The sequence below is a fragment of the Pseudomonas sp. BAV 4579 genome (genome assembly GCF_009765395.1).
In the GTDB taxonomy this organism is placed as follows: domain Bacteria; phylum Pseudomonadota; class Gammaproteobacteria; order Pseudomonadales; family Pseudomonadaceae; genus Chryseomonas; species Chryseomonas aestiva.
On sequence record NZ_WHOV01000042.1, the window covers coordinates 1 to 19,215 of the forward strand.

The 19,215-nt window shown below is 67.3% G+C and carries 19 protein-coding genes; 7 read left to right on the plus strand and 12 right to left on the minus strand.

Features of this window, described 5'->3' with window-relative positions; translation table 11 throughout:
• Window positions 1-203: 203 nt before the first annotated feature.
• On the minus strand, window positions 204-1,097 hold the full coding sequence (gene pdxY, locus GSQ95_RS10705) for a pyridoxal kinase PdxY (RefSeq protein ID WP_158896484.1): 894 nt from the start codon (window positions 1,095-1,097) through the stop codon (window positions 204-206).
• A 183-nt stretch (window positions 1,098-1,280) separates the two neighbouring features.
• Between pdxY and GSQ95_RS10710 the strand changes: the two genes are divergently transcribed.
• Window positions 1,281-1,718: a DUF4345 family protein gene (locus tag GSQ95_RS10710; RefSeq protein ID WP_133863180.1), complete on the plus strand. Its 438-nt coding sequence runs from the start codon at window positions 1,281-1,283 to the stop codon at window positions 1,716-1,718.
• An 18-nt stretch (window positions 1,719-1,736) separates the two neighbouring features.
• On the opposite strand, the gene GSQ95_RS10715 is transcribed toward GSQ95_RS10710, so the two are convergent.
• Window positions 1,737-2,669, minus strand: coding sequence for a LysR family transcriptional regulator (locus GSQ95_RS10715; protein WP_158896485.1), 933 nt, complete (start codon window positions 2,667-2,669; stop codon window positions 1,737-1,739).
• A 120-nt stretch (window positions 2,670-2,789) separates the two neighbouring features.
• Here GSQ95_RS10715 and fpr point away from each other — a divergent pair, with 120 nt between their 5' ends.
• Window positions 2,790-3,569: a ferredoxin-NADP reductase gene (gene fpr, locus GSQ95_RS10720; RefSeq protein ID WP_007160677.1), complete on the plus strand. Its 780-nt coding sequence runs from the start codon at window positions 2,790-2,792 to the stop codon at window positions 3,567-3,569.
• A 137-nt stretch (window positions 3,570-3,706) separates the two neighbouring features.
• Window positions 3,707-4,393 carry a dihydrofolate reductase family protein gene (locus GSQ95_RS10725; protein WP_158896486.1) on the plus strand — a complete coding sequence of 229 codons (687 nt, stop codon included), beginning with the start codon at window positions 3,707-3,709 and terminating at the stop codon, window positions 4,391-4,393.
• On the opposite strand, the gene GSQ95_RS10730 is transcribed toward GSQ95_RS10725, so the two are convergent.
• The 6 genes from GSQ95_RS10730 to GSQ95_RS10755 form a co-directional block, all read right to left on the minus strand.
• Window positions 4,390-6,615: a bifunctional diguanylate cyclase/phosphodiesterase gene (locus tag GSQ95_RS10730; protein ID WP_158896487.1), complete on the minus strand. Its 2,226-nt coding sequence runs from the start codon at window positions 6,613-6,615 to the stop codon at window positions 4,390-4,392. The two genes, GSQ95_RS10725 and GSQ95_RS10730, sit on opposite strands and share 4 nt — an antisense overlap.
• Window positions 6,616-6,966: 351 nt before the next feature.
• On the minus strand, window positions 6,967-8,343 hold the full coding sequence (gene ppnN / locus GSQ95_RS10735; RefSeq protein ID WP_158896488.1) for a nucleotide 5'-monophosphate nucleosidase PpnN: 1,377 nt from the start codon (window positions 8,341-8,343) through the stop codon (window positions 6,967-6,969).
• A gap of 119 nt (window positions 8,344-8,462) precedes the next feature.
• The gene (gene tsaA / locus GSQ95_RS10740; protein WP_158896489.1) at window positions 8,463-9,158 is read right to left on the minus strand and encodes a tRNA (N6-threonylcarbamoyladenosine(37)-N6)-methyltransferase TrmO; all 696 of its coding nucleotides are present in this window, start codon (window positions 9,156-9,158) and stop codon (window positions 8,463-8,465) included.
• Between the two features lie 31 nt (window positions 9,159-9,189).
• Complete coding sequence (locus tag GSQ95_RS10745; protein ID WP_158896490.1) at window positions 9,190-9,462, minus strand: hypothetical protein; 273 nt, start codon at window positions 9,460-9,462, stop codon at window positions 9,190-9,192.
• A 69-nt stretch (window positions 9,463-9,531) separates the two neighbouring features.
• Window positions 9,532-10,158: a CatB-related O-acetyltransferase gene (locus GSQ95_RS10750; RefSeq protein ID WP_158896491.1), complete on the minus strand. Its 627-nt coding sequence runs from the start codon at window positions 10,156-10,158 to the stop codon at window positions 9,532-9,534.
• Between the two features lie 54 nt (window positions 10,159-10,212).
• Window positions 10,213-10,956, minus strand: a complete 744-nt coding sequence (locus GSQ95_RS10755) for a haloacid dehalogenase type II (RefSeq protein ID WP_158896492.1) — start codon at window positions 10,954-10,956, stop codon at window positions 10,213-10,215.
• Between the two features lie 100 nt (window positions 10,957-11,056).
• Here GSQ95_RS10755 and GSQ95_RS10760 point away from each other — a divergent pair, with 100 nt between their 5' ends.
• Window positions 11,057-11,656 (plus strand): HAD family hydrolase, encoded by a 600-nt coding sequence (locus GSQ95_RS10760; RefSeq protein ID WP_158896493.1) that lies wholly within the window; start codon window positions 11,057-11,059, stop codon window positions 11,654-11,656.
• On the opposite strand, the gene GSQ95_RS10765 is transcribed toward GSQ95_RS10760, so the two are convergent.
• The 4 genes from GSQ95_RS10765 to GSQ95_RS10780 form a co-directional block, all read right to left on the minus strand.
• Window positions 11,653-12,648, minus strand: coding sequence for an alpha/beta hydrolase (locus tag GSQ95_RS10765; RefSeq protein ID WP_158896494.1), 996 nt, complete (start codon window positions 12,646-12,648; stop codon window positions 11,653-11,655). The genes GSQ95_RS10760 and GSQ95_RS10765 overlap by 4 nt on opposite strands.
• A gap of 20 nt (window positions 12,649-12,668) precedes the next feature.
• Entirely contained in the window at window positions 12,669-13,529 is an 861-nt protein-coding gene (locus GSQ95_RS10770; protein WP_158896495.1) for a neutral zinc metallopeptidase, read from the minus strand.
• A 118-nt stretch (window positions 13,530-13,647) separates the two neighbouring features.
• Complete coding sequence (locus GSQ95_RS10775) at window positions 13,648-14,715, minus strand: NAD(P)-dependent alcohol dehydrogenase (protein WP_133863167.1); 1,068 nt, start codon at window positions 14,713-14,715, stop codon at window positions 13,648-13,650.
• Window positions 14,716-14,964: 249 nt separating this feature from the next.
• Complete coding sequence (locus GSQ95_RS10780) at window positions 14,965-15,897, minus strand: LysR family transcriptional regulator (protein WP_158896496.1); 933 nt, start codon at window positions 15,895-15,897, stop codon at window positions 14,965-14,967.
• Window positions 15,898-16,063: 166 nt separating this feature from the next.
• On the opposite strand from GSQ95_RS10780, the gene GSQ95_RS10785 reads away from it, so the two are divergent.
• The 3 genes from GSQ95_RS10785 to GSQ95_RS10795 all read left to right on the plus strand — a co-directional run bounded on the left by GSQ95_RS10785 (window position 16,064) and on the right by GSQ95_RS10795 (window position 19,092).
• A complete protein-coding gene (locus GSQ95_RS10785; RefSeq protein ID WP_158896497.1) occupies window positions 16,064-17,128 on the plus strand; it encodes an SDR family oxidoreductase in 1,065 nt (354 codons plus the stop codon).
• A gap of 100 nt (window positions 17,129-17,228) precedes the next feature.
• The gene (locus tag GSQ95_RS10790; RefSeq protein ID WP_158896498.1) at window positions 17,229-17,999 is read left to right on the plus strand and encodes a sulfite exporter TauE/SafE family protein; all 771 of its coding nucleotides are present in this window, start codon (window positions 17,229-17,231) and stop codon (window positions 17,997-17,999) included.
• 205 nt (window positions 18,000-18,204) lie between these two features.
• Window positions 18,205-19,092: an alpha/beta fold hydrolase gene (locus GSQ95_RS10795; protein ID WP_158896499.1), complete on the plus strand. Its 888-nt coding sequence runs from the start codon at window positions 18,205-18,207 to the stop codon at window positions 19,090-19,092.
• Window positions 19,093-19,215 lie beyond the last annotated feature (123 nt).

Below are 19,215 nucleotides of genomic sequence, written 5' to 3' on the forward strand. Positions count from 1 at the left end.
TGAGACAGCTCCATCGTCGAAGCCCAACAGCGCGGGGTAGGGTGGAAAACCGCAGCGTTTGCCACGCGTTCAGGGGTTACCCTCACTCCAGCCCTCTCCCAGGGGAGGGGGCAAAGCGCACCCGTAGGTTGGGCTGAGGCAGCTTCATCGTCGAAGCCCAACAGCGTCCGGCACCCTTGGGCTTCGCTGGCGCTCAACCCAGCCTACGCCAGCCGCTGCGCTTCGAACAATTCGCCGGGCCGCACGATCTGCTCGCGAGCGGCGATCAGCGGCAGGTCGCGGCTGCCGGGGCCGGTGCGGGCGACCAGGGCGTAGAGGGCGCTGACCGCATGGGACGCCGCGGCGGGTGTGGACTGGCCGTTGAGCAGCTGGCCCAGCAGCACTGCGGAGAAGACGTCGCCCATGCCGTTGGGCAGCGGCTGCAAGTCCAGGTAGGGCGTCTGCACCAGCCAGGCATCCGCCGCCTCCACCACCAGGGTGCTAAGAACGTCGGTGGGCAGGTCCGGGGTGCGCAGGCTGGTGATGACGATGGTCGTAGGGCCCGGTTGGCCGCGGCGACCGAGCAGCAGTCGGGCGGCGCTCACGGCGTCGGCGGTGTCGGCCAGCGGCTGGCCGTGCAGCAACTCGAATTCGTACTGGTTGGGGGTGATCAGGCTGGCCTGTTCGATGGCGCGGCGACGCAGGAAGTCGGGGATGCCGGGGCGCACGAAGATGCCGCGGCCGACGTCGCCCATCACCGGATCGCAGAGATACTGCAGGTCACCGCGCTGACGGCGGATCTCCTGCACCACGCCGAGGATCACCTCGCCGATGGCGGCGTCACCCAGGTAACCGGAGAGCACCGCCACGCAGCGCTCCAGCACACCACGGGCGCGCAGGCCGTCGAGCACGTCGTGGATGTGTTCGGGCGGAAAGACCTGGCCCTTGAATTCGCCGTAGCCGGTGTGATTGGAGAATTGCACCGTGTTGACCACCACCGGCTGCAGGCCGAGCAGTTGCAGCGGCAGGGTGGCGGCGGCATTGCCGACGTGGCCGTAGGCGACATGGGACTGGATGGACAGCACCAGCGGCGGCTGGGCGGGCAGGGCGGCGGGCATGGCGATCTCTCGGGCGACGGGCTCGGGCAGGAGCCGGAAGGGTGGAGGCCTGCAGCTTACCCCAGCCCTTCCGGCGAACCCTAACCCGCCTGTGGCGGTCTGCATCGGCAGTGCAGATCGCTCCCGGCGCTGGCTACACTGGAGCGGCTGTCATTCGTCTCTAGCCCCAAGGAGAAACGGGGAATGTCCGAGCTTCGCTTCGCACGTCTGGTGTTGGGTCTGCAGGCCCTGGTCTGGTTTGGCCTCGCCCTGGCGCATTGGTTCTATCCCTACGAGATGGCCAATGCCCGTGGCATGGTACTGATGGATTCGGCGTCGGTGGCCGAGGCGCGGGTCTGGTACGGCGGCATGCAATTCGCCCTGGCGCTGTTCGCCGTGCTGGCCTTTCGCCGAGCGGAATGGCTGTCGGCCGGCCTGCTGCTGGTGGCCTTCGTGCAGCTGACGCTGTTCGTGGTGCGGCTGATCAGCGGCGTACTGGGCGAGTCGGCCACCGCCGAGCTGGATCTCTATTCCCAGGGCTATCGCCTGGTGATCGGCATCCTGGCCCTGCTGGCGCTGCGCGCCCATCGCCGCCACGAGCAGCGAGAGCTAGAGAATCGCCGCCTGTACCAGGGCCAGTAGGCGGACCGGCGCCAGCCGCTAGCGTCCGGGACGGGGCCGCGCGGTGTCGATCTGATCGCTGCGGGCGAGGCCCAGGGTCAGTTGGCGACAGAGGTCGAGGAATTCGACCATGGCCCCGGTCTGGTACTTCTGCTTGTGCCAGATGAAGCAGAACTGGCGACGCAGATCCAGGGTCGGCGTCGCGATGGGCACCAGGGTGCCGCGGGCGAAGGCATCGCGCAGCGCCAGCCGTGACAGACAGCCGATGCCCAGCCCCGACTCCACCGCGCGCAGGATGGCCTCGGTGTGTTCCAGCTCCAGGCGCACGTCCAGTGGCTGGGCGTGGTGCCGCATGGCCTGGTCGAAGGTCAGGCGGGTGCCGGAGCCCTGTTCGCGCAGGATCCAGGCCTGGGCTTCCAGTTCGGCCTGGGCGGCCTGTCTGCCTGCCAAGGCGTGTCCGGGCGCGCAGAACGCCACCAGTTCGTCCTCGATCCAGGGTTGCACCTCCAGATCCGGATGCTGGCAGTCGCCCTCGATCAGGCCTAAGTCGATGTCATGGTTGGCGATGCGCTGCACCACGCTGGCGGTGTTGTGCACGTGCAGCCGCACCCGGCAGTCGGGATGGCGCTGCATGAAGTCGCCCAGCAGCAGGGTGGCCAGGTAGTTGCCGATGGTGAGGGTCGCGCCGACCTCCAGGGAACCGAAGCCGGTCTTGCCGCGCAGCAGGTTTTCCACCTCGGCGCTGCGATCGAGCAGGGCCACCGCCTTGGGCAGCAACTGGCGGCCCAGGGCGTTGAGCGTCAAACGCTTGCCGGCGCGGTCGAACACCCGGCAGTCGAATTGCCGTTCCAGTTCGCCCAAGGCGGTACTGGTGGCCGACTGCGACAGACTGAGCGCCTCGGCCGCCCGGGAAACGCTTTCCTGGCGGGCCACGGCGACGAAGACCTCGAGTTGACGCAACGTGAATCTCATATCTGCCTTTTGGATAACCTATATTCGAATTATTCATTTCACGGATATTTTCCCCCTCTATAAACTGTCGCGCAATTTCTATCCAGCCCCGGGCTGTACCGATTTTTCCTGGAGTCATCGATGAGCAACCTGTACACCGAGCGCGTCCTGAGCGTTCATCACTGGAACGACACCCTGTTCAGCTTCAAGACCACCCGCAATGCGGGCCTGCGTTTCGAGAACGGTCAGTTCGTGATGATCGGCCTGGAAACCGAAGGCGGTCGTCCGCTGATGCGTGCCTACAGCATCGCCAGCCCCAACTATGAAGAGCACCTGGAGTTCTTCAGCATCAAGGTGCCGGACGGCCCCCTGACCTCGCGCCTGCAGCACCTCAAGGAAGGCGACAACCTGATGGTCAGCCGCAAGCCCACCGGCACCCTGATCCTCAGTGACTTGAAGCCCGCCAAGCACCTCTATCTGCTGAGCACCGGCACCGGCATGGCGCCCTTCCTGAGCACCATCCAGGATCCGGAGACCTACGAGCGCTTCGAGAAGGTGATCCTGGTCCACGGCGTGCGCTACGTGAACGAGCTGGCCTACGCCGACTTCATCACCAAGACCCTGCCGGAGCACGAATTCATCGGCGACCTGGTCCGCGAGAAGCTGATCTACTACCCCCTGGTCACCCGCGAGGAATTCCGCAACCAGGGTCGTCAGACCGACCTGATGCGCAGCGGCAAGCTGTTCGCGGACATCGGCCTGCCGCCGATCAATCCGCAGGACGACCGTGCCATGATCTGCGGCAGCCCGAGCATGCTGGACGAGACCAGCGCCGTGCTGAACGAATTCGGCCTGACCATCTCGCCGCGCATGGGCGATCCGGGCGACTACCTGATCGAGCGCGCCTTCGTCGAGAAGTAACGCGACCCGGCTTCCCGAAAACCCGCCCTCCGGCGGGTTTTTCGTTTCCGCGGCCCGGTGGGCTGAACTCCCCCGGCGCCGGACCGGTCGGTTGCTGCAAGGCGTGTCATGGCGACACGCCATTGCCGGGAGCCCCCATGAAGCCCTATGTGATCTGCCATATGATGTCGTCGGTCGACGGTCACGCCCTCACCGACGGCTGGGATCGCGCCGTCAAGAAACAGGCCGATGCCACCTACGAGCGCCTGGCCGAGCGCTTCGCCTTCGATGCCTGGGCCTGTGGCCGGGTGACCATGGAAGAGATCGCCCACGGCGAGGGCTATCCCACCGGCGTCGCCCAGGCGCCCATCCCGCGCACCCACCATTTCGCCCGGCGCGACGCCGCGAAGTACGCCATCGCCATCGATCCCCAGGGCAAGGTGGCCTGGAAGCAGAACGAGGCCCTGGATTCCCACGTGGTGGCAGTGCTCACCGAAGGCGTCAGCGACGACTACCTGACGCACCTGCAGAACATCGGCGCCTCCTATGTCTTCGGCGGAGAGCACGAACTGGATCTGAGCGCCGTGCTGGAGCTGCTGAACGCCGAGCTGGGCATCGAGCGCCTGGTGGTGGAGGGCGGCCCCCATGTCAGCGGTTCCTTTGTCGCCGCCGGCCTGGTGGACGAGATCAGCGTGCTGATCATTCCGCTGGTGGATGGCCGCGGTGCCCATCCGGCCTCCTTCGAGATCGCCGAGCAGGCCTGGCAACAGCCGCTCTACCTCAAGCTGGACGCGGCCGAGGCCCAGGACGACGGCAGCGTCTGGCTGCGTTATCGCCGCGGCTAGCCGAGGGCCTTGGCCAGGGCCAGGGCGTCGGCATCCGCTTCCGCCTGGGCCTGCAACGGACAGACCCCGTTGGCATAGCGGGCGATCACCTCGGGCACCTGGGCCAGGGGCACCGGGCGGCTGATGTGGTAGCCCTGGATGAAGTCGCAGCCCAGGGCGCACAGCAGCCGTAGCTGCTCCAGGTGTTCGACGCCCTCGGCGGTGACCTTGAGCTTGAGCGGCCGGGCCATGCCGATGATGGCCTGGACGATCTGATGATCGGCATTGCCCTCGGCCAGGCCGATGATGAAGGAGCGGTCGATCTTCACGGTGTCGATCGGCAGGCGCTTGAGATAGGCCAGCGACGAATAGCCGGTGCCAAAATCGTCGATGGACACCGTCACGCCCAGGTCGCGGATGCGCTGCAGCAATTCGGCAGTGGGCTGCACGTTCTTGACCAGGGCGTTCTCGGTGACCTCCAGTTCCAGCCGTCGCGGCGATAGCCGGTGGTCGTCCAGGCGCCAGGCGATCTGCCCGGGCAGGGCGTCGTTGCTCAGGCTGAGCGCCGAGCAATTCACCGCGATGCGCAGGTCCGCCAGGCCGGCGGCGGTTAGCTCGGCCAGGTCCTGGCAGGCGCGCCTGAGCACCCAGGCGTCCAGTTCCTCGATGAAGCCGTTGGCCTCGGCCACCCCGAGAAAGACATTGGGCGCCAGCATGCCCAGGCGCGGATGATCCCAGCGGATCAGGGCTTCGGCCTTGTCCAGCTGGCCGCTGGCGACATCGAGGATCGGTTGGTAGTAGAGCTGCAGGCCACGTTCCTCGACCAGCGCTTCGCGCAGTTCGGCTTCCAGCTCCAGCTGCAGCGAGATCTTCTCGCGCAGGGTCTCGTCGAAGAAGCTGTAGGTGTTGCGGCCATTGCCCTTGGACAGATAGAGCGCAAGATCCGCGCTCTTGAGCAATTCTTCGCAGCAGCCGCCGTCGCGGGGATAGAGGCTGATGCCGATGCTGGTGGTCATCACCAGGGTGCGGTTGCCGATGGTGACCGGATTGCGCAGCCGCTCCAGGATGCGCTGGGCGAGTTGCCTGGCTTCCTCGGGCCCGGCGAGGCTGGCGAGGATGCAGAATTCGTCGCCACCGAAGCGGGCCACCAGATCGCCTTCGCGCACCGCGTCGCGAATGATCCTGGCCATGGCCACCAGCAGCTGGTCGCCGGCGTCGTGGCCGAGGCTGTCGTTGATGCGCTTGAAGTGATCGATGTCGAGAAACATCACCCCCAGGCTGCGCCCCTGCTGGGCGTGGCGTTCGAGGATCTCGGCGAAGGCCTGGTTGAAGGCGCGGCGATTGTGCAGGTCGGTGAGGGGATCGTAGTGCGCCGCCTGTTGCAGCGAAGCGCGGGCTTCGTCGAGCTGGCCGACCAGGGAATTGACCCGCTCCAGGTCGTTTTCCTTGCGCTGCAGCTGACGATCCGCCCAGGCCGCGCCCAGGCCGCCTATCCCCAGGAGCAAGGCGATGATGGCGATGCCGACGCCGAGCTGCCAGGAATTGCTGGCGCCCTGCAGGGTGCTTTCGGTCTCGGCGGGTGCGATCAGCACCATGGACCACATGCCGGTGAAATGCATGGCGGCGATCGCCAGGCCCATCACCAGGGCGGTGGCGATGCGCAGCCAGCGATAGATGCCGGTGTAGTGGCGGCGAAAGATCTGGATCAGTTGCAGGGCGGCGAAGCTGGCCCCTACGGCGATGCCGATCGACAACAGGAAGGGCAGCGGGCGATAGAGCACCACCGCCTCGGTGTTTACCGCGGCCATGCCGGTGTAGTGCATGAGCACGATGCCCACGCTCAGCACCGTGCCGGCCTTGAGCCGCTGACCCAGGGTGAGGTCGGGCTGACTGAGGGCGGGCATGGCCATGAGTCCGGCCAGCACCACGATCAGCAGCGAGGCCAGGGTGATGAGGAGGTCGTAGTGCACCCGGGTGGGCACGGTGAAGGCCAGCATGGCGATGAAGTGCATGCCCCAGACGCCGAAGCCGAAGCTCAGGGCGCCCATCAGACTCCAGGCCCGCCGCCGCGCCAGGGTACGGGTCTGGCCGATGCGCTCGGCGAACACCAGGGTGACGTAGCAGGCACTGACGGCGACGAGATAGGCGAGCGCCACCAGCCAGCCGTCATGCTGGCCGTGCAGGTGCACCTGCTCCTGGGCAAGAGGGGCGACGAGGAAGTCGAGTCCCAGCCAATTGTTCATTCCGTGGCCTCGGCAGGAAGTCTGGCGCGGCTGGAGGAAGACGGCCCGGCGGGATCTCCAACCCGGGTAGATTTCACCACGGCAACCTGCGCTCTAAGGTTAGCTTGCCTTGCCCTATCGGCGTGGTGAAGAGGGGCTTGAGCCCGGAGCCCTGCAGTTAGCGCGCGAGGTTTTTTTGGAGCGGCAAAGTTACTCGATCACCCGGCAGGCGCAGGCCGGCCAAGCGCTCTGGATAGCTAGCTAGCGACTTCTTGATATCACCTGGCCATCGCTATGACCGTTCGTCGAACAGAGTGCTGACGAACGGTCATGATGGGATAAAAGCGGCCGAAAAGACCGACGTGAAAGGATTCAGCTGACCACGCGATAGCAGGGCTCGTAGGCCGCGCCGCCGGGTAGCTTCATGCGATGCTGCTCGACGAAGGCCTGCAGCAGCCGATCCAGCGGACGCATGATGTCGGGATCGCCATGGATCTCGTAGGGCCCGCGCTCCTCGATCAGCTGGATGCCCTTGGCCTTGACGTTGCCGGCGACGATGCCCGAGAAGGCGCGGCGCAGGTTGGCGGCCAGCTCATGGGGCGGCACGGCATGGGTCAGCTGCAACGCGGCCATGTTCGCGTGGGTGGGATCGAAGGGACGCTGGAAGCTTTCCTCGATGCGCAGCAGCCAGTTGAAGTGGAAGGCGTCGTGGCGCTCGCGACGGAATTGCTTGACCGCCTTGAGGCCCTGGGCCATCTGCCGGGCCACCTCGGCCGGGTCGTTGACCACGATCTGGTAGTGGCGCTGGGCGGCTTCGCCCAGGGTGGCGCCGATGAAGGCGTGCAACTGCTCGAGATAGGGCGCGGCGCTCTGCGGCCCGGTAAGCACCACCGGGAAGGGGATGTCCCGGTTGTCCGGGTGCATGAGGATGCCCAGCAGGTAGAGGAATTCCTCCGCCGTGCCGGCGCCGCCCGGGAAGATGATTATGCCGTGGCCGACGCGGACGAAGGCCTCCAGGCGCTTCTCGATGTCGGGCAGGATCACCAGTTCGTTGACGATGGGATTGGGCGCCTCGGCGGCGATGATCCCCGGCTCGGTAAGGCCCAGGTAGCGACCGCCCTGCAGGCGCTGCTTGGCGTGGGCGATGGTGGCACCCTTCATCGGGCCCTTCATCACGCCCGGGCCGCAGCCGGTGCAGATGTCCAGGCTGCGCAGGCCGAGTTCGTGACCGACCTTCTTGGTGTACTTGTATTCCTCGGTGCTGATGGAGTGACCACCCCAGCACACCACCATCTTCGGCTCGACGCCCGCGCGCAGGGTGCGGGCGTTGCGCAGCAGGTGGAAGACGTAGTCGGTGATGCCCTCGGAGCTTTCCAGGTCGATGCGCAGGCTGCTCTGCTCGCTCTCGGTGTAGACGATGTCGCGCAGGGCGCTGAACAGCATCTCCCGGGTGCTGGCGATCATCTCGCCGTCGACGAAGGCGTCGGCCGGGGCGTTGATCAGTTCCAGGCGCACGCCGCGGTCCTGCTGATGGATGAGTATCTCGAAGTCCTGGTAGGCCTCGAGGATGGTCTTGGCGTTGTCGCTGTGGGCGCCGGTGTTGAGGATGGCCAGGGCGCACTGGCGAAAGAGCTGGTAGAGGTTGCCCGAGCCGGCGGCGCTGAGCTGCTGAACCTCGCGCTGGGAAAGGGTCTCCAGGCTGCCCTTGGGGCTGACCTGAGCGTTGATGACCTGTCTGCTTGGAGCCATAGATGCTTCCCTATCGGTGATACGGCCGAACGGCGGCCGTAGCCGGGTGCGGATCGCCTCATGCGATCCGGCAATGTCATTGTTGGGGCCTTGGCCGCCGGAATGCAAACCGGGCCGCGTCAGGACGCCGCGGTCACGTCCAGCACCCGGATCTGGTGCGCGGTCGGATAGTGCCAGTGCACCTCCACATCCCAGAGGCGCACCCCATAGCGGCGCTCGGGCGCCGGCACCTGGTAGGCCGGCCGGGGGTCCTGGGCCAGGCACTGCTCGATCAGCTCGGCCAGGGGCTCGCCCAGGCGCTGGCCATGGGCCTCGGCCTGGACCCGCGCCGCGTCCGCCCAGCCTACCGCCAGGGCCGGCGGCGGCGCCTCGGCGATGGCGTTGTGGGCGCCCGGCGGGCTGTCGGCGTAGGGCACATAGGGCTTGATGTCCAGCACCGGGGTGCCGTCGAGCAGATCGATCCCCGAAAGCAGCAAACGCCCCGGCTCCAGGCCGTCGAGGCGGACTACCGACTGGCCGATGCCATTGGGCCTGTGGGTGGCGCGGGTGGCGAAGACGCCCAGGTAGCGATTGCCCCCCAGGCGCGGTGGGCGCACCCGCAGGCGCGGCTGGCTTTCCAGGGCCTGGTGGAAGAGGAACAGCAGCCAGACATGGCTGACGCCTTCCAGGCCCGCCACCGCCTCGGGCCGGTCGAAGGGCGGCAGCAGTTCCAGCACGCCACGGGCGGCCGGGGCCAGCGCGGGTTGCCGGGGAATGGCGAATTTCTCCTTGAAGCAGGAGCGGACGTGGCCGATGGGGGTGACGCTGTACTGCATGGGGCGGAGCCGTCTGACGCAGGGCCGGTCATTATGCCCTGCCCGAAGCCTCCGCGACCGCCGCGGCCGATGCCTCGCCGGCGTTGCGGCGCACCCCGCGCAGATTCATCGCCGCCAGACCCAGCTGCAGCACGATCAGGGCATAGGCCTCGGCTTGCAGGCCCCAGGCGATCCACAGGCCGTTGCTCAGCAGGAACACCCAGAAGCCGAGGTTGCGCCGGCCCTGGCGCTGGGAGGCCACCAGCCAGGCGGCGAGCAGGGTGATGGCCATGGCCGGCCATTGCAGCAGATCGAGCGCTTCCATGGAAAACCTTCAAAAGAATGACTAATGAAGGTGAGCCCTGGGAGGCGTCCCGAGTTCCGGGCGCCGGATTCAGGGCGCCGGATGGCGCGCCCGGGCATAGGCGATGAAGCCGTCGATATCGGCGCTGCACAGGTGTTCGCCGGCAGCCAGGATCTCCGCCTCGGGCCAGTCCCACCAGGCGATGGCGAGCAGCGCCTGGCAGGTGGCCTCGGCAAAGCGTCCCTTGATGAAGCGCGCCGGATTGCCGCCCACCACCGCATAGGGTGGCACGTCGCGGGTGACCACGGCACCGGCGGCTACCACGGCGCCATGGCCGATGGTGACGCCGGAAAGGATCAGCGCATCGGTGCAGATCCAGCAGTCGCTGCCGATCACCACGTCGCCGCGGGTGCCGCCGTAGTCCCTGATGTGGGCCAGGTCGTCGACGAAGGCGGGGAAGGGATAGGTGGTCACCCAGTCCAGCCGGTGCAGGCCGCCGAGGAGGATGCGCACGCCCTCGGCGATGGAGGTGTAGCGACCCAGGCGCAGGGTGGCGCCTTCCTTGAGATCGAATACCTGCGGCGCACCATAGGTGCCGGCGCCGATCTCGTAGTCGGGCAACTCGCGGCGCAGGCGCGCCGTGCGCTGATGCAGGCGGGGCAGGGCGGCCAGGGCCTGGCGTTCACGTTTCTTGCGCAGCTTGTCGAGAAAACCCATGGCGATGCCCTGGCGAAAAGTATCCGGCAGGATACCGAAGCGCCCGGGCCGCGCTCAATCGTCGGGGTCGGGTTGATCGCCCGCGAGGATCGGCAGGCCCAACTGGTCGGCGAGATCCTGGAGGTCACTGGCTTCCAGATCCCAACCGCCGCTGGACACCTCGCCACCGGCCGGGCCCTTTTCCCGGGGGCGCTGGATGAAGGCGGTGGCCAGCCCCAGCTCCTTGGCCGCCTGCAGGTCACCGTTGTGGGCGGCGCAGAGCATCACCTGTTCCGGTTGCAGGTCGAGCAGGGCGCAGGCGCCCAGGTAGACCTCCGCGGCTGGCTTGTAGCGCTGGAAGAGATCGGCGCCAAAGAGCATGTCCCCGGGCAGTCCTGCATGGCGGGCCATGTCCAGCAGCAGGCTGACGTTGCCATTGGACAGGGCGCAGACCGGATAACCCTGGCGCAGCCGCGTGAGGCCCGGCACGGCGTCCGGCCAGGGGGTCAGCTGGTGCCAGAGGCGATTGATCCAGGCCACCTCGGCGGTGGTCAGGCCGACCAGTCCATGGCGTGGCAGCAATTCGTCCAGCGCCAGGCGATGGACCTCGTCGAGGGGCAGCCAGGGCAGGCTGCGCGCGGCGATCTGCGGCAGGATGGCCTCGTAGGCTTCGGCACGCCAGGCATCGGCCAGCCGCTCCCAGTCGCCCCGGACGCCATGCTTGGCCGACAGCCCCTGCAAGCCCTCGACCAGGCTGCCGCGCCAGTCCACCACGGTGCCGAAGACATCGAAAAGTAGCGCCCGAACGGTCGTCGTCATGGGTAGACTCCTGCGGAAGGTTGTCTCCACCAGACGGAGCACGCATGACCGGGGTTCCCCCGGAGTGCCCGAAGGTCACCTCTCGCCAAAGGATCCCTGCATGACACTGCGTCACCTCAGCCACTGGGTGTTCGACCTGGACGGCACCCTGACCCTGGCGGTACACGACTTCGCCGCCATTCGCCGGCACCTGGGCATTCCCGAGCAGGCCGACATCCTCCACCACCTGGCCGAGCTGCCGGCCACCGAGCGCGAGGCCAAGCACGCCTGGCTGTTCGAGCACGAACGCGGACTGGCCGTCGCCGCCCGCCCGGCGCCGGGCGCAGTGGCCCTGATCCGTCACCTGCACGAAGAGGGTCGCCCGCTGGGCATCCTCACCCGCAATGCCCGGGATCTGGCGCTGCTGACGCTGGCCGCCATCGGCCTGGAGGACTGCTTCGATCCGCCTGCCGTGCTGGGGCGCGACGAGGCGGCGCGCAAGCCCGATCCGGGTGGCCTGCTGCGGCTGGCCGACCTCTGGCAGGTGGCGCCGGCCCGCCTGGTGATGGTCGGCGATCACCGCTACGACCTGGAGTGCGGACGGGCCGTGGGCTGCCACACCCTGCAGGTCAATCAGCCGGGCGATCCCTGGCCGGCGGCGCGTGACCAGCGCTTCGCGGATTGCTGCGAATTGCTGGCGGCCCTTCAGAACGCCGGCTAGCGAGCAAACAGCGCCCGGCGGCCGGCGGGCGAGGTGAAGATGGCGTCGCCGTTGTGACCGACTCCGGGGACCTCGACCAGCCGCTGGCGCAGCCCTGGATGACGGCCTTGCAGGTAACGGTAGTAATTCAGTCCGCGGGCCAGGCGATAGGGGCCCTGGGCCTCGGCGGCGCAGCCCTTGTCCAGCGCCGGATGGTTGGGGTCGGTGTCCTCGGCGCCCAGCAGATAGGTGAGGTCGAGCCCTGCATAGTGCTGCTCCAGGCTGGTTGCCGGGCGTCCTTCGGCATAGGCCGGCAGGCCCTGCATGCCGTATTTCCAGGTGTCGTAATCCGGGCAACTGGCGGCGTCGGCGAAGGGCACGGGCCGGCCCTGGGCATCCGGACGGCGGGCATCGAAATAGGCATAGGACGACGGATTGGCCACCACGTACCTCAGGCGGATGCCGCGGGCGGCGAGGGCGCGCTCGCCCTGGCCGAGCACGGCGTAGCGCTGCACCACCTGGCCACCGCCGGAATGCCCGGCGATCACCACCTCCTGCAGATTGGGCAGCAGCCGGCGCTCCGCCAGCCGTGCGAGCAGGGCGTCGAACACGGCGAAGCTGCTCAGCGGCTGCGGACCCAGGGCGGGTTCGCCACCCATCCAGGCATTGCCCTGCCAGCGCAGCAGGGTGTCCGGTAGCCGATGCCGGTGGACGTCCGTTTCGTTGAGGAACTGCGGGGCGATCACCAGGGTGTCCGCCGCGGCGCCGGCCGCCGCCGTGGCCGTCTCGCCGGAACGGAAATAGGTCACGGCATTGCGCAGGCGGCCATGCACGATCACCAGGGCGCGGCGGATTTCCGGATGGGGCTGGTTCCAGTCGGCCGACAGCTGCAGGGTAGCCTGCGCCTGGCCGATCGGTAGCCGGTCGCCGACGATGCGGGCGACCCCCTCATGAGGCGCCGCCAGGGCGGAGCCCCAGGCCAGGGCCAGGCACAGCGCGAGCAGGCGACGCATCGGGGATCTCCCGGTAGAGGTCAGAGCGCCTTGGCGGCGAAGGTGTCGCAGTTCTCCACCTTGCCACTGTCGAAGCCGGTACGGAACCACTTGACCCGTTGCGCGGAGCTGCCATGGGTGAAGGAATCCGGTACCACGCGGCCCTGGGACTGACGTTGCAGGCGGTCATCGCCAATGGCGTTGGCGGCGTTCAGCGCCTTCTCCAGGTCACCCGGCTCCAGCCAGTTCAGCCGCTTCTGGGCATCGTTGGCCCAGACCCCGGCATAGCAGTCGGCCTGCAGCTCCAGACGCACCGACAATCCGGTGGCACCCTCGGTGGGAATGCCGCGACGGCGCGCCGCTTCCATCTTGCTGGTGGTGCCGGTGAGGTTCTGCACATGGTGGCCGACCTCGTGGGCGATCACGTAGGCGCGGGCGAAATCGCCGTCGGCGCCGAAGCGCTGCTGCAGTTCCTGGAAGAAGGTGAGGTCCAGGTAGACCTTGCTGTCCGCCGGGCAATAGAAGGGACCGCTGGCCGCGGTGGCGCCACCGCAACCGGACTGCACCTGGCCATTGAACAGCACCAGCTTGGGCGGCTGATACTGCTCGCCATGGGCCTGGAAGATGCGCGTCCAGGTGTTTTCGGTCTCGCCCAGCACCACGCGGACGAAGTCCACCTGGCGATTGTCGGCCGGTGCGGTGGTCTCCTGCTGGCTTGGCGCGCTCTGGCCGCTGAGGCTGATCAGGTTGCCGAGGATCTGCGTCGGACTCTGGCCGCTGAGCAGGCCGAACACCACCACCAGGGCCACGCCACCCAGCCCGAGGCCGCCGCCGATCTTCATGCCGCGTCCACCGCTGGCCTGTTGCACGTTGTCGCTACGTTGTCCCTTGTCCCACTGCATGGCGCTTGCCTCCTGATCTTTGCTATCGCTAGGACCGCAGGGCGCGCCAAAAATGCATTACCGGAAATGACAACGCCCGCGACGGGCGCGGGCGTTGATGGCAGAGCGGAGCGCGGGATCAGGCCGCGGTCTGGCCCTGCTTGAGGCTTTGCATGTCGATCACGAAGCGGTACTTCACATCGCTCTTGAGCATGCGCTCATAGGCTTCGTTGATGTCCTGGATGGCGATCTGCTCGATGTCCGAGACGATGCCGTGCTTGGCGCAGAAGTCCAGCATCTCCTGTGTCTCGCGGATGCCACCGATGAGCGAACCGGCCAGCTGGCGGCGCTTCATCACCAGGTTGAACACGCTGGGCGCGGGGTGCGGCTCGGCGGGTACGCCGACCAGGGTCATGGTGCCGTCCCACTTGAGCAGGGTGAGGAAGGCGTCCAGGTTGTGCGGCGCGGCCACGGTGTTGAGGATGAAATCGAAGCTGTTCGCGTGCGCGGCCATCTCGTCTTCGTTCTTCGACACCACCACCTCGTCGGCGCCCAGGCGCAGGGCGTCGTCCTTCTTGTTGGCGCTGGTGGTGAAGAGCACCACGTGGGCACCCATGGCATGGGCGATCTTCACGCCCATGTGGCCCAGGCCACCCAGGCCGACGATGCCGACCTTCTTGCCCGGACCGACCTTCCAGTGGGCCAGCGGCGAATAGGTGGTGATGCCGGCGCACAGCAGCGGCGCCACGGCGGCCAGGTTCTCGGTGTGGCTTACCTTGAGCACGAACTTCTCGTTGACCACGATGTGGTCGGAGTAGCCGCCCTGGGTGTTCTCGCTACCACCGTAGAGGTTGCCGTTGTAGGTGCCGGTGAAGCCGTTCTCGCAATAGGATTCTTCGCCGGCGTCACAGGGGGCGCAGTGCTGGCAGCTGTCGACCATGCAGCCGACGCCGACGCTGTCGCCGACCTTGAAGTTCTTCACGTGGGCACCGACCGCGGTCACCTTGCCGACGATCTCGTGGCCGGGCACGGAGGGGAAGAGGGTGTTGTTCCACTCGTTGCGTGCGGTGTGCAGGTCCGAATGGCAGACGCCGCAGAAGAGGATGTCGATCTGCACGTCGTGGGCGCCGGGTTCGCGCCGCTCGAAGGAGTAGGGCGCCAGGGGCTGGTCGGCGGACTGGGCAGCGTAGCCTTGGGCTTGGCTCATGAGATACCTCATCTAGGTGGTGGAACCGGGGGGTGGAACGTCGCGGCCAGGCGGACCTGGCCAGGTGACAAACCGACGATCCTGCTGAGCCAGAGCCGACGGCGCCAATCGATCGTCTCGATAATCGTCATGCCGACCATCGATGGAACTCAGGGACGGGCGGGGGTGCGAGAGTTTACGACCGGGGTGCCCGCGCGGATGTTCCCGCGCCCGGCGCGGCGGCCGGGGCCGGTCGTCGCGCGGTCGTGGCTAGCGCGCGAGCTTAGGTGCCACGGTGGGTAGCAGGCGACTGGCCAGATGCTCCAGCAACAGTCGGACCCGCGGCAGGGTCTCGCGACTGCGCGGCCACACCAGGTTGATCGGCGAGCCCTCGACGCCGTGCTCGGGCAGCACGTCCACCAGGGCGCCGCTGGCCAGGTGAGTGGCTATCAGCCAGGTCGGCAACTGGGCGATGCCATGCCCGGCCAGGGCGGCCAGCACCTCGCCTTCGCCATCACCCACCACCAGGCGCGGCTGGAACACCCAGCGTTCGCTGTCGCCCGGTTGCTCGCCGCGCAACTGCCAGGGGCTGATCAGGCCATCGGCCTGGCGAAAGCCGATGCACTGGTGATCGACCAGCTCGGCCGGGGTCCGGGGTCGGCCATGCTGGGCGAGATAGGCCGGGGCGGCGCAGAAGACCTGGCGCTGGGTGCCGAGGAACCGATGCCCCAGGCTGGCCGGCCAGGCGTCGGAGCCACCGATGCGCACCAGGATGTCGATGCCCTCATGGACCGGATCGACGAAACGATCCGACAGCGACAGATCCGGTTGCAGCAGCGGATAGCGATGCAGCAGTTCCAGGATCAGCGGCAGCACATGCAGGCGGCCATAGGAGGCGGGCAGGTCGATGCGCACCCGGCCATGGGGTTCGCCGTCCTGGGCGGTCAGCCCCAGCTCGGCCTGTTCCAGCTCGGCCAGTACCCCAGTGCAGGTGCGGTAGAAGCTGGCGCCGGCCTCGGTCAGGGTCAGGCGGCGGGTGGTGCGCTGGAACAGCCGCACGCCCAGGCGGCTTTCCAGGCGGGCCACGCTCTTGCCGATGGCCGAGCCGGTGAGATTGAGGCGCTCGCCGGCCGCGGTGAAGCTGCCGAGATCGGCCACGGTGACAAAGACGTCGAGGCCCTTGAGGCGTTCGGAGGAATACACGGCTGGCTCCCGATTGCGGAATCTGATTCCTGTTAAACAGGAATTTATACCCAGGATACGCCGTTAATTCTCCAATAGGCTGGAATCAACCCTGAGACAAGGCACTCCCTTATCTACAACGCCTGCGACTACCGCAGGCCGTCTCTCATCCCTATCTGGAGGTTTCATGCGCAAGGGCACCGCTCTCATCGTCGGCGTGACCGGCATTTCCGGCTACAACCTGGCCAACACCCTGGTCGCCTCGGGCTGGACCGTCTACGGTCTGGCACGCAAGCCGGTGGCGCAGGAAGGCGTCATCCCGGTGGCCGCCGACCTGCTCGACGCCGAGTCCACCCGCCAGGCCCTGGCCGGCCTGCCGATCAGCCATGTGTTCTTCTGCACCTGGACCCGGCGTGCCACCGAGAAGGAAAACGTCGAGGCCAATGGCGCCATGATGGACAACCTTTGCCAGGCCCTGGATGGCGCGCTGCTGCAGCATCTGGCGCTGGTCACCGGTACCAAGCACTACCTGGGTTCCTTCGAGGAATACGGCAGCGGCAAGGCCGAGACACCCTTCCGTGAAAGCGAACCGCGCCAGGCCGGCGCCAACTTCTACTACACCCTGGAAGACATCCTCTTCGCCGCCGCCGAGCGGCATGGCTTCGGCTGGAGCGTGCACCGCTCCCACAGCATGATCGGCCAGGCCAAGGGCACCAACGCCATGAACATGGGCCTGACCCTGGCGGTCTATGCCTCCCTGTGCAAGGCCACTGGCCAGCCCTTCGTCTTCCCCGGTTCCCGTACCCAGTGGGACGGCATCACCGACGTCACCGACGCCGGTCTGCTCGCCGAGCAACTGGAATGGGCCGCCCTGGCGCCTGCCGCGCGCAACCAGGCGTTCAACACCGTCAACGGCGACGTCTTCCGCTGGCGCTGGCTGTGGGGCGAGATCGCCGCCTTCTTCGACCTGGAGCCGGCACCCTATCCCGAGCAGCCCATGCCGCTGGAAGCGCGGCTGAAGGACGTGGCGCCGGCGCAGTGGCGCCAGCTCGCCGAGGAGCACGACCTGGTGGAAGCCGATGTCGACAAGCTTGCCTCCTGGTGGCACAGCGATGCCGACCTGGGCCGCGAGATCGAGTGCCTCAACGACATGACCAAGAGTCGTGACCTGGGCTTCTTCGGCTATCGCGACACCCGGGCGAGCTTTCTCGACCTCTTCACCCGGCTGCGGGCCCAGCGCCTGATTCCCTGAGCCGCTCTGGATCGCCGGTTGCCGTGAACGCAGGCAGCCGGCGGTGTTCACCGGCTGTTTCCGGGGCGCAGAATGAGCTTTCTGTCGCAGGATGCGCCCCATGCTCGAAACCCTCGCTGCCCTGAATCCCGCCTTCAGCCCCATCGACTGGCTGTTCATCGAAGCCATCGTGGTCCTGGCCTATCTGATCTTTGGCGTCGCCGGCTTTGGCAGCGCCCTGGTCGCCGGTCCCTTGCTCACCAGCTGGATGCCCCTGTCACGCATCGTGCCCTTGCTGGTGATGCTGGATTTCCTCGCCTCCTTCCACAACTGGCTGCCGGATCGCCGCGCCATCGCCGGCCGCGAACTCGGACGGCTGCTGCCGATGCTGCTGCTCGGCGCGGCCCTGGGCACCTACCTGCTTATGCGCACCGATGCCCGACTGCTGATGCTCTGGCTGGGCCTCTTCGTGGTCGTCTATTCCACCTACAGCCTGCTCACCCCCAAGGGCTTTCGCCAACTGGCACCAGTCTGGTCGATCCCCGCAGGTGGCGTCGGAGGCTTGTGCGGTGCCCTGTTCGGCAGCGGCGGCTTTCTCTATGCGCTCTATCTCAATGGTCGCCTGCAGGACAAGAATGCCATCCGCAGCACCCAGAGTTTTCTCATCGGCTGCAGCGCCTCCATCCGCATCGTCCTGCTGCTGATCGCCGGCGCCTACAGCGACGGCCGCCTGCTGCTCCTCGCGGTCTGCCTGCTGCCCGCCATGCTGCTCGGCGGCTGGATCGGCCGCCACCTGCAACGCCGCCTTTCCCGCGAACGCTTCACCCGCCTGGTGACTTGGCTGGTGCTGATCTCGGGCGTGACCCTGATCGGGCGGTATCTGGCAGGGTAGCGGGCTTATCGCGGGCATGCCGGTGCGCCTCGCGGCCATGGGCCGCTCCTACTGTAGGAGCGGCCCATGGCCGCGAGGCTCTCAGACGCCGTAGCCTGGTAGGGTGGAAAACCACGTAGCGTTTTCCACGCGACGCTGTCACCTTCGGGAACTCCCAAGCCGATCCGCCTCTCCGCTCTACAACACCCGTGGCGGAGAATCCTCCATGCTCACCTCCATCCAGGCCGGCGTCTTGGACGTGGCCTATCGGGTCCAGGGACCGGAAACTGGCGCGCCGGTCCTGCTGCTGCATGGCTTTCCCTACGATATCCACGCCTACGCCGAGGTGGCTGATGAACTGGCCGCCGCTGGCTGCCGGGTCCATGTGCCCTATTTGCGCGGCTACGGTGCCACCCGCTACCTGAGCGCCGACACCCCGCGCTCCGGCCAGCAGGCGGCCCTGGCCCATGACGTTCTGGCGCTGCTCGATGCCCTGGGCCTGGAGCGGGCGACCCTGGCCGGTTACGACTGGGGTGGCCGCGCCGCCGGCATCGTCGCCGCCCTCTGGCCCGAGCGGGTGGCGGGGCTGGTGCTGGGCGACGGCTATCCGATCCAGGACATTGCCGCCGCGGCCACCCAGCCGGCCGAACCGGCGGCGGAGCTGCGCTATTGGTACCAGTACTACTTCCATGGCGAGCGAGGTCGCGCCGGGCTGGCGAAACATCGCCGCGAATTCTGTCGACTGCTCTGGTCGCTGTGGTCACCCAGCTGGCGCTTCAGCGACGCCACCTACGCGCTTACCGCCGCGGCCTTCGACAATCCCGATTTCGTCGACACCGTGATCCACTCCTATCGCCACCGCTATGGCCTGGCACCGGACGATCCGGCCTATGCCGAGACCGAGCGCCGGCTCGCCGCTCAGCCACCCATCCGCGTGCCCAGCACGGTATTGGCCGGTGCCGACGATGGGGTCACAGCGGTGCAGGGTGAAGCCAGGGTGGCGCAGCACTTCAGCGGACCCTTCCGCTACGAGGTGTTACCTGGCTGCGGCCACAACCTCCCCCAGGAAGCCCCCGCCGCCTTCGCCGCCGCGGTACGGGAGCGCCTGCCGTAGGTTGGGTTGAGACAGCTTCATCGTCGAAGCCCAACAGCGTTCAAGCCTGGACAATGTTGGGCTTCGCTACGCTCAACCCAACCTTGTATCTCTCCTGGGTAATGGGATTAGCTACCTCATTAC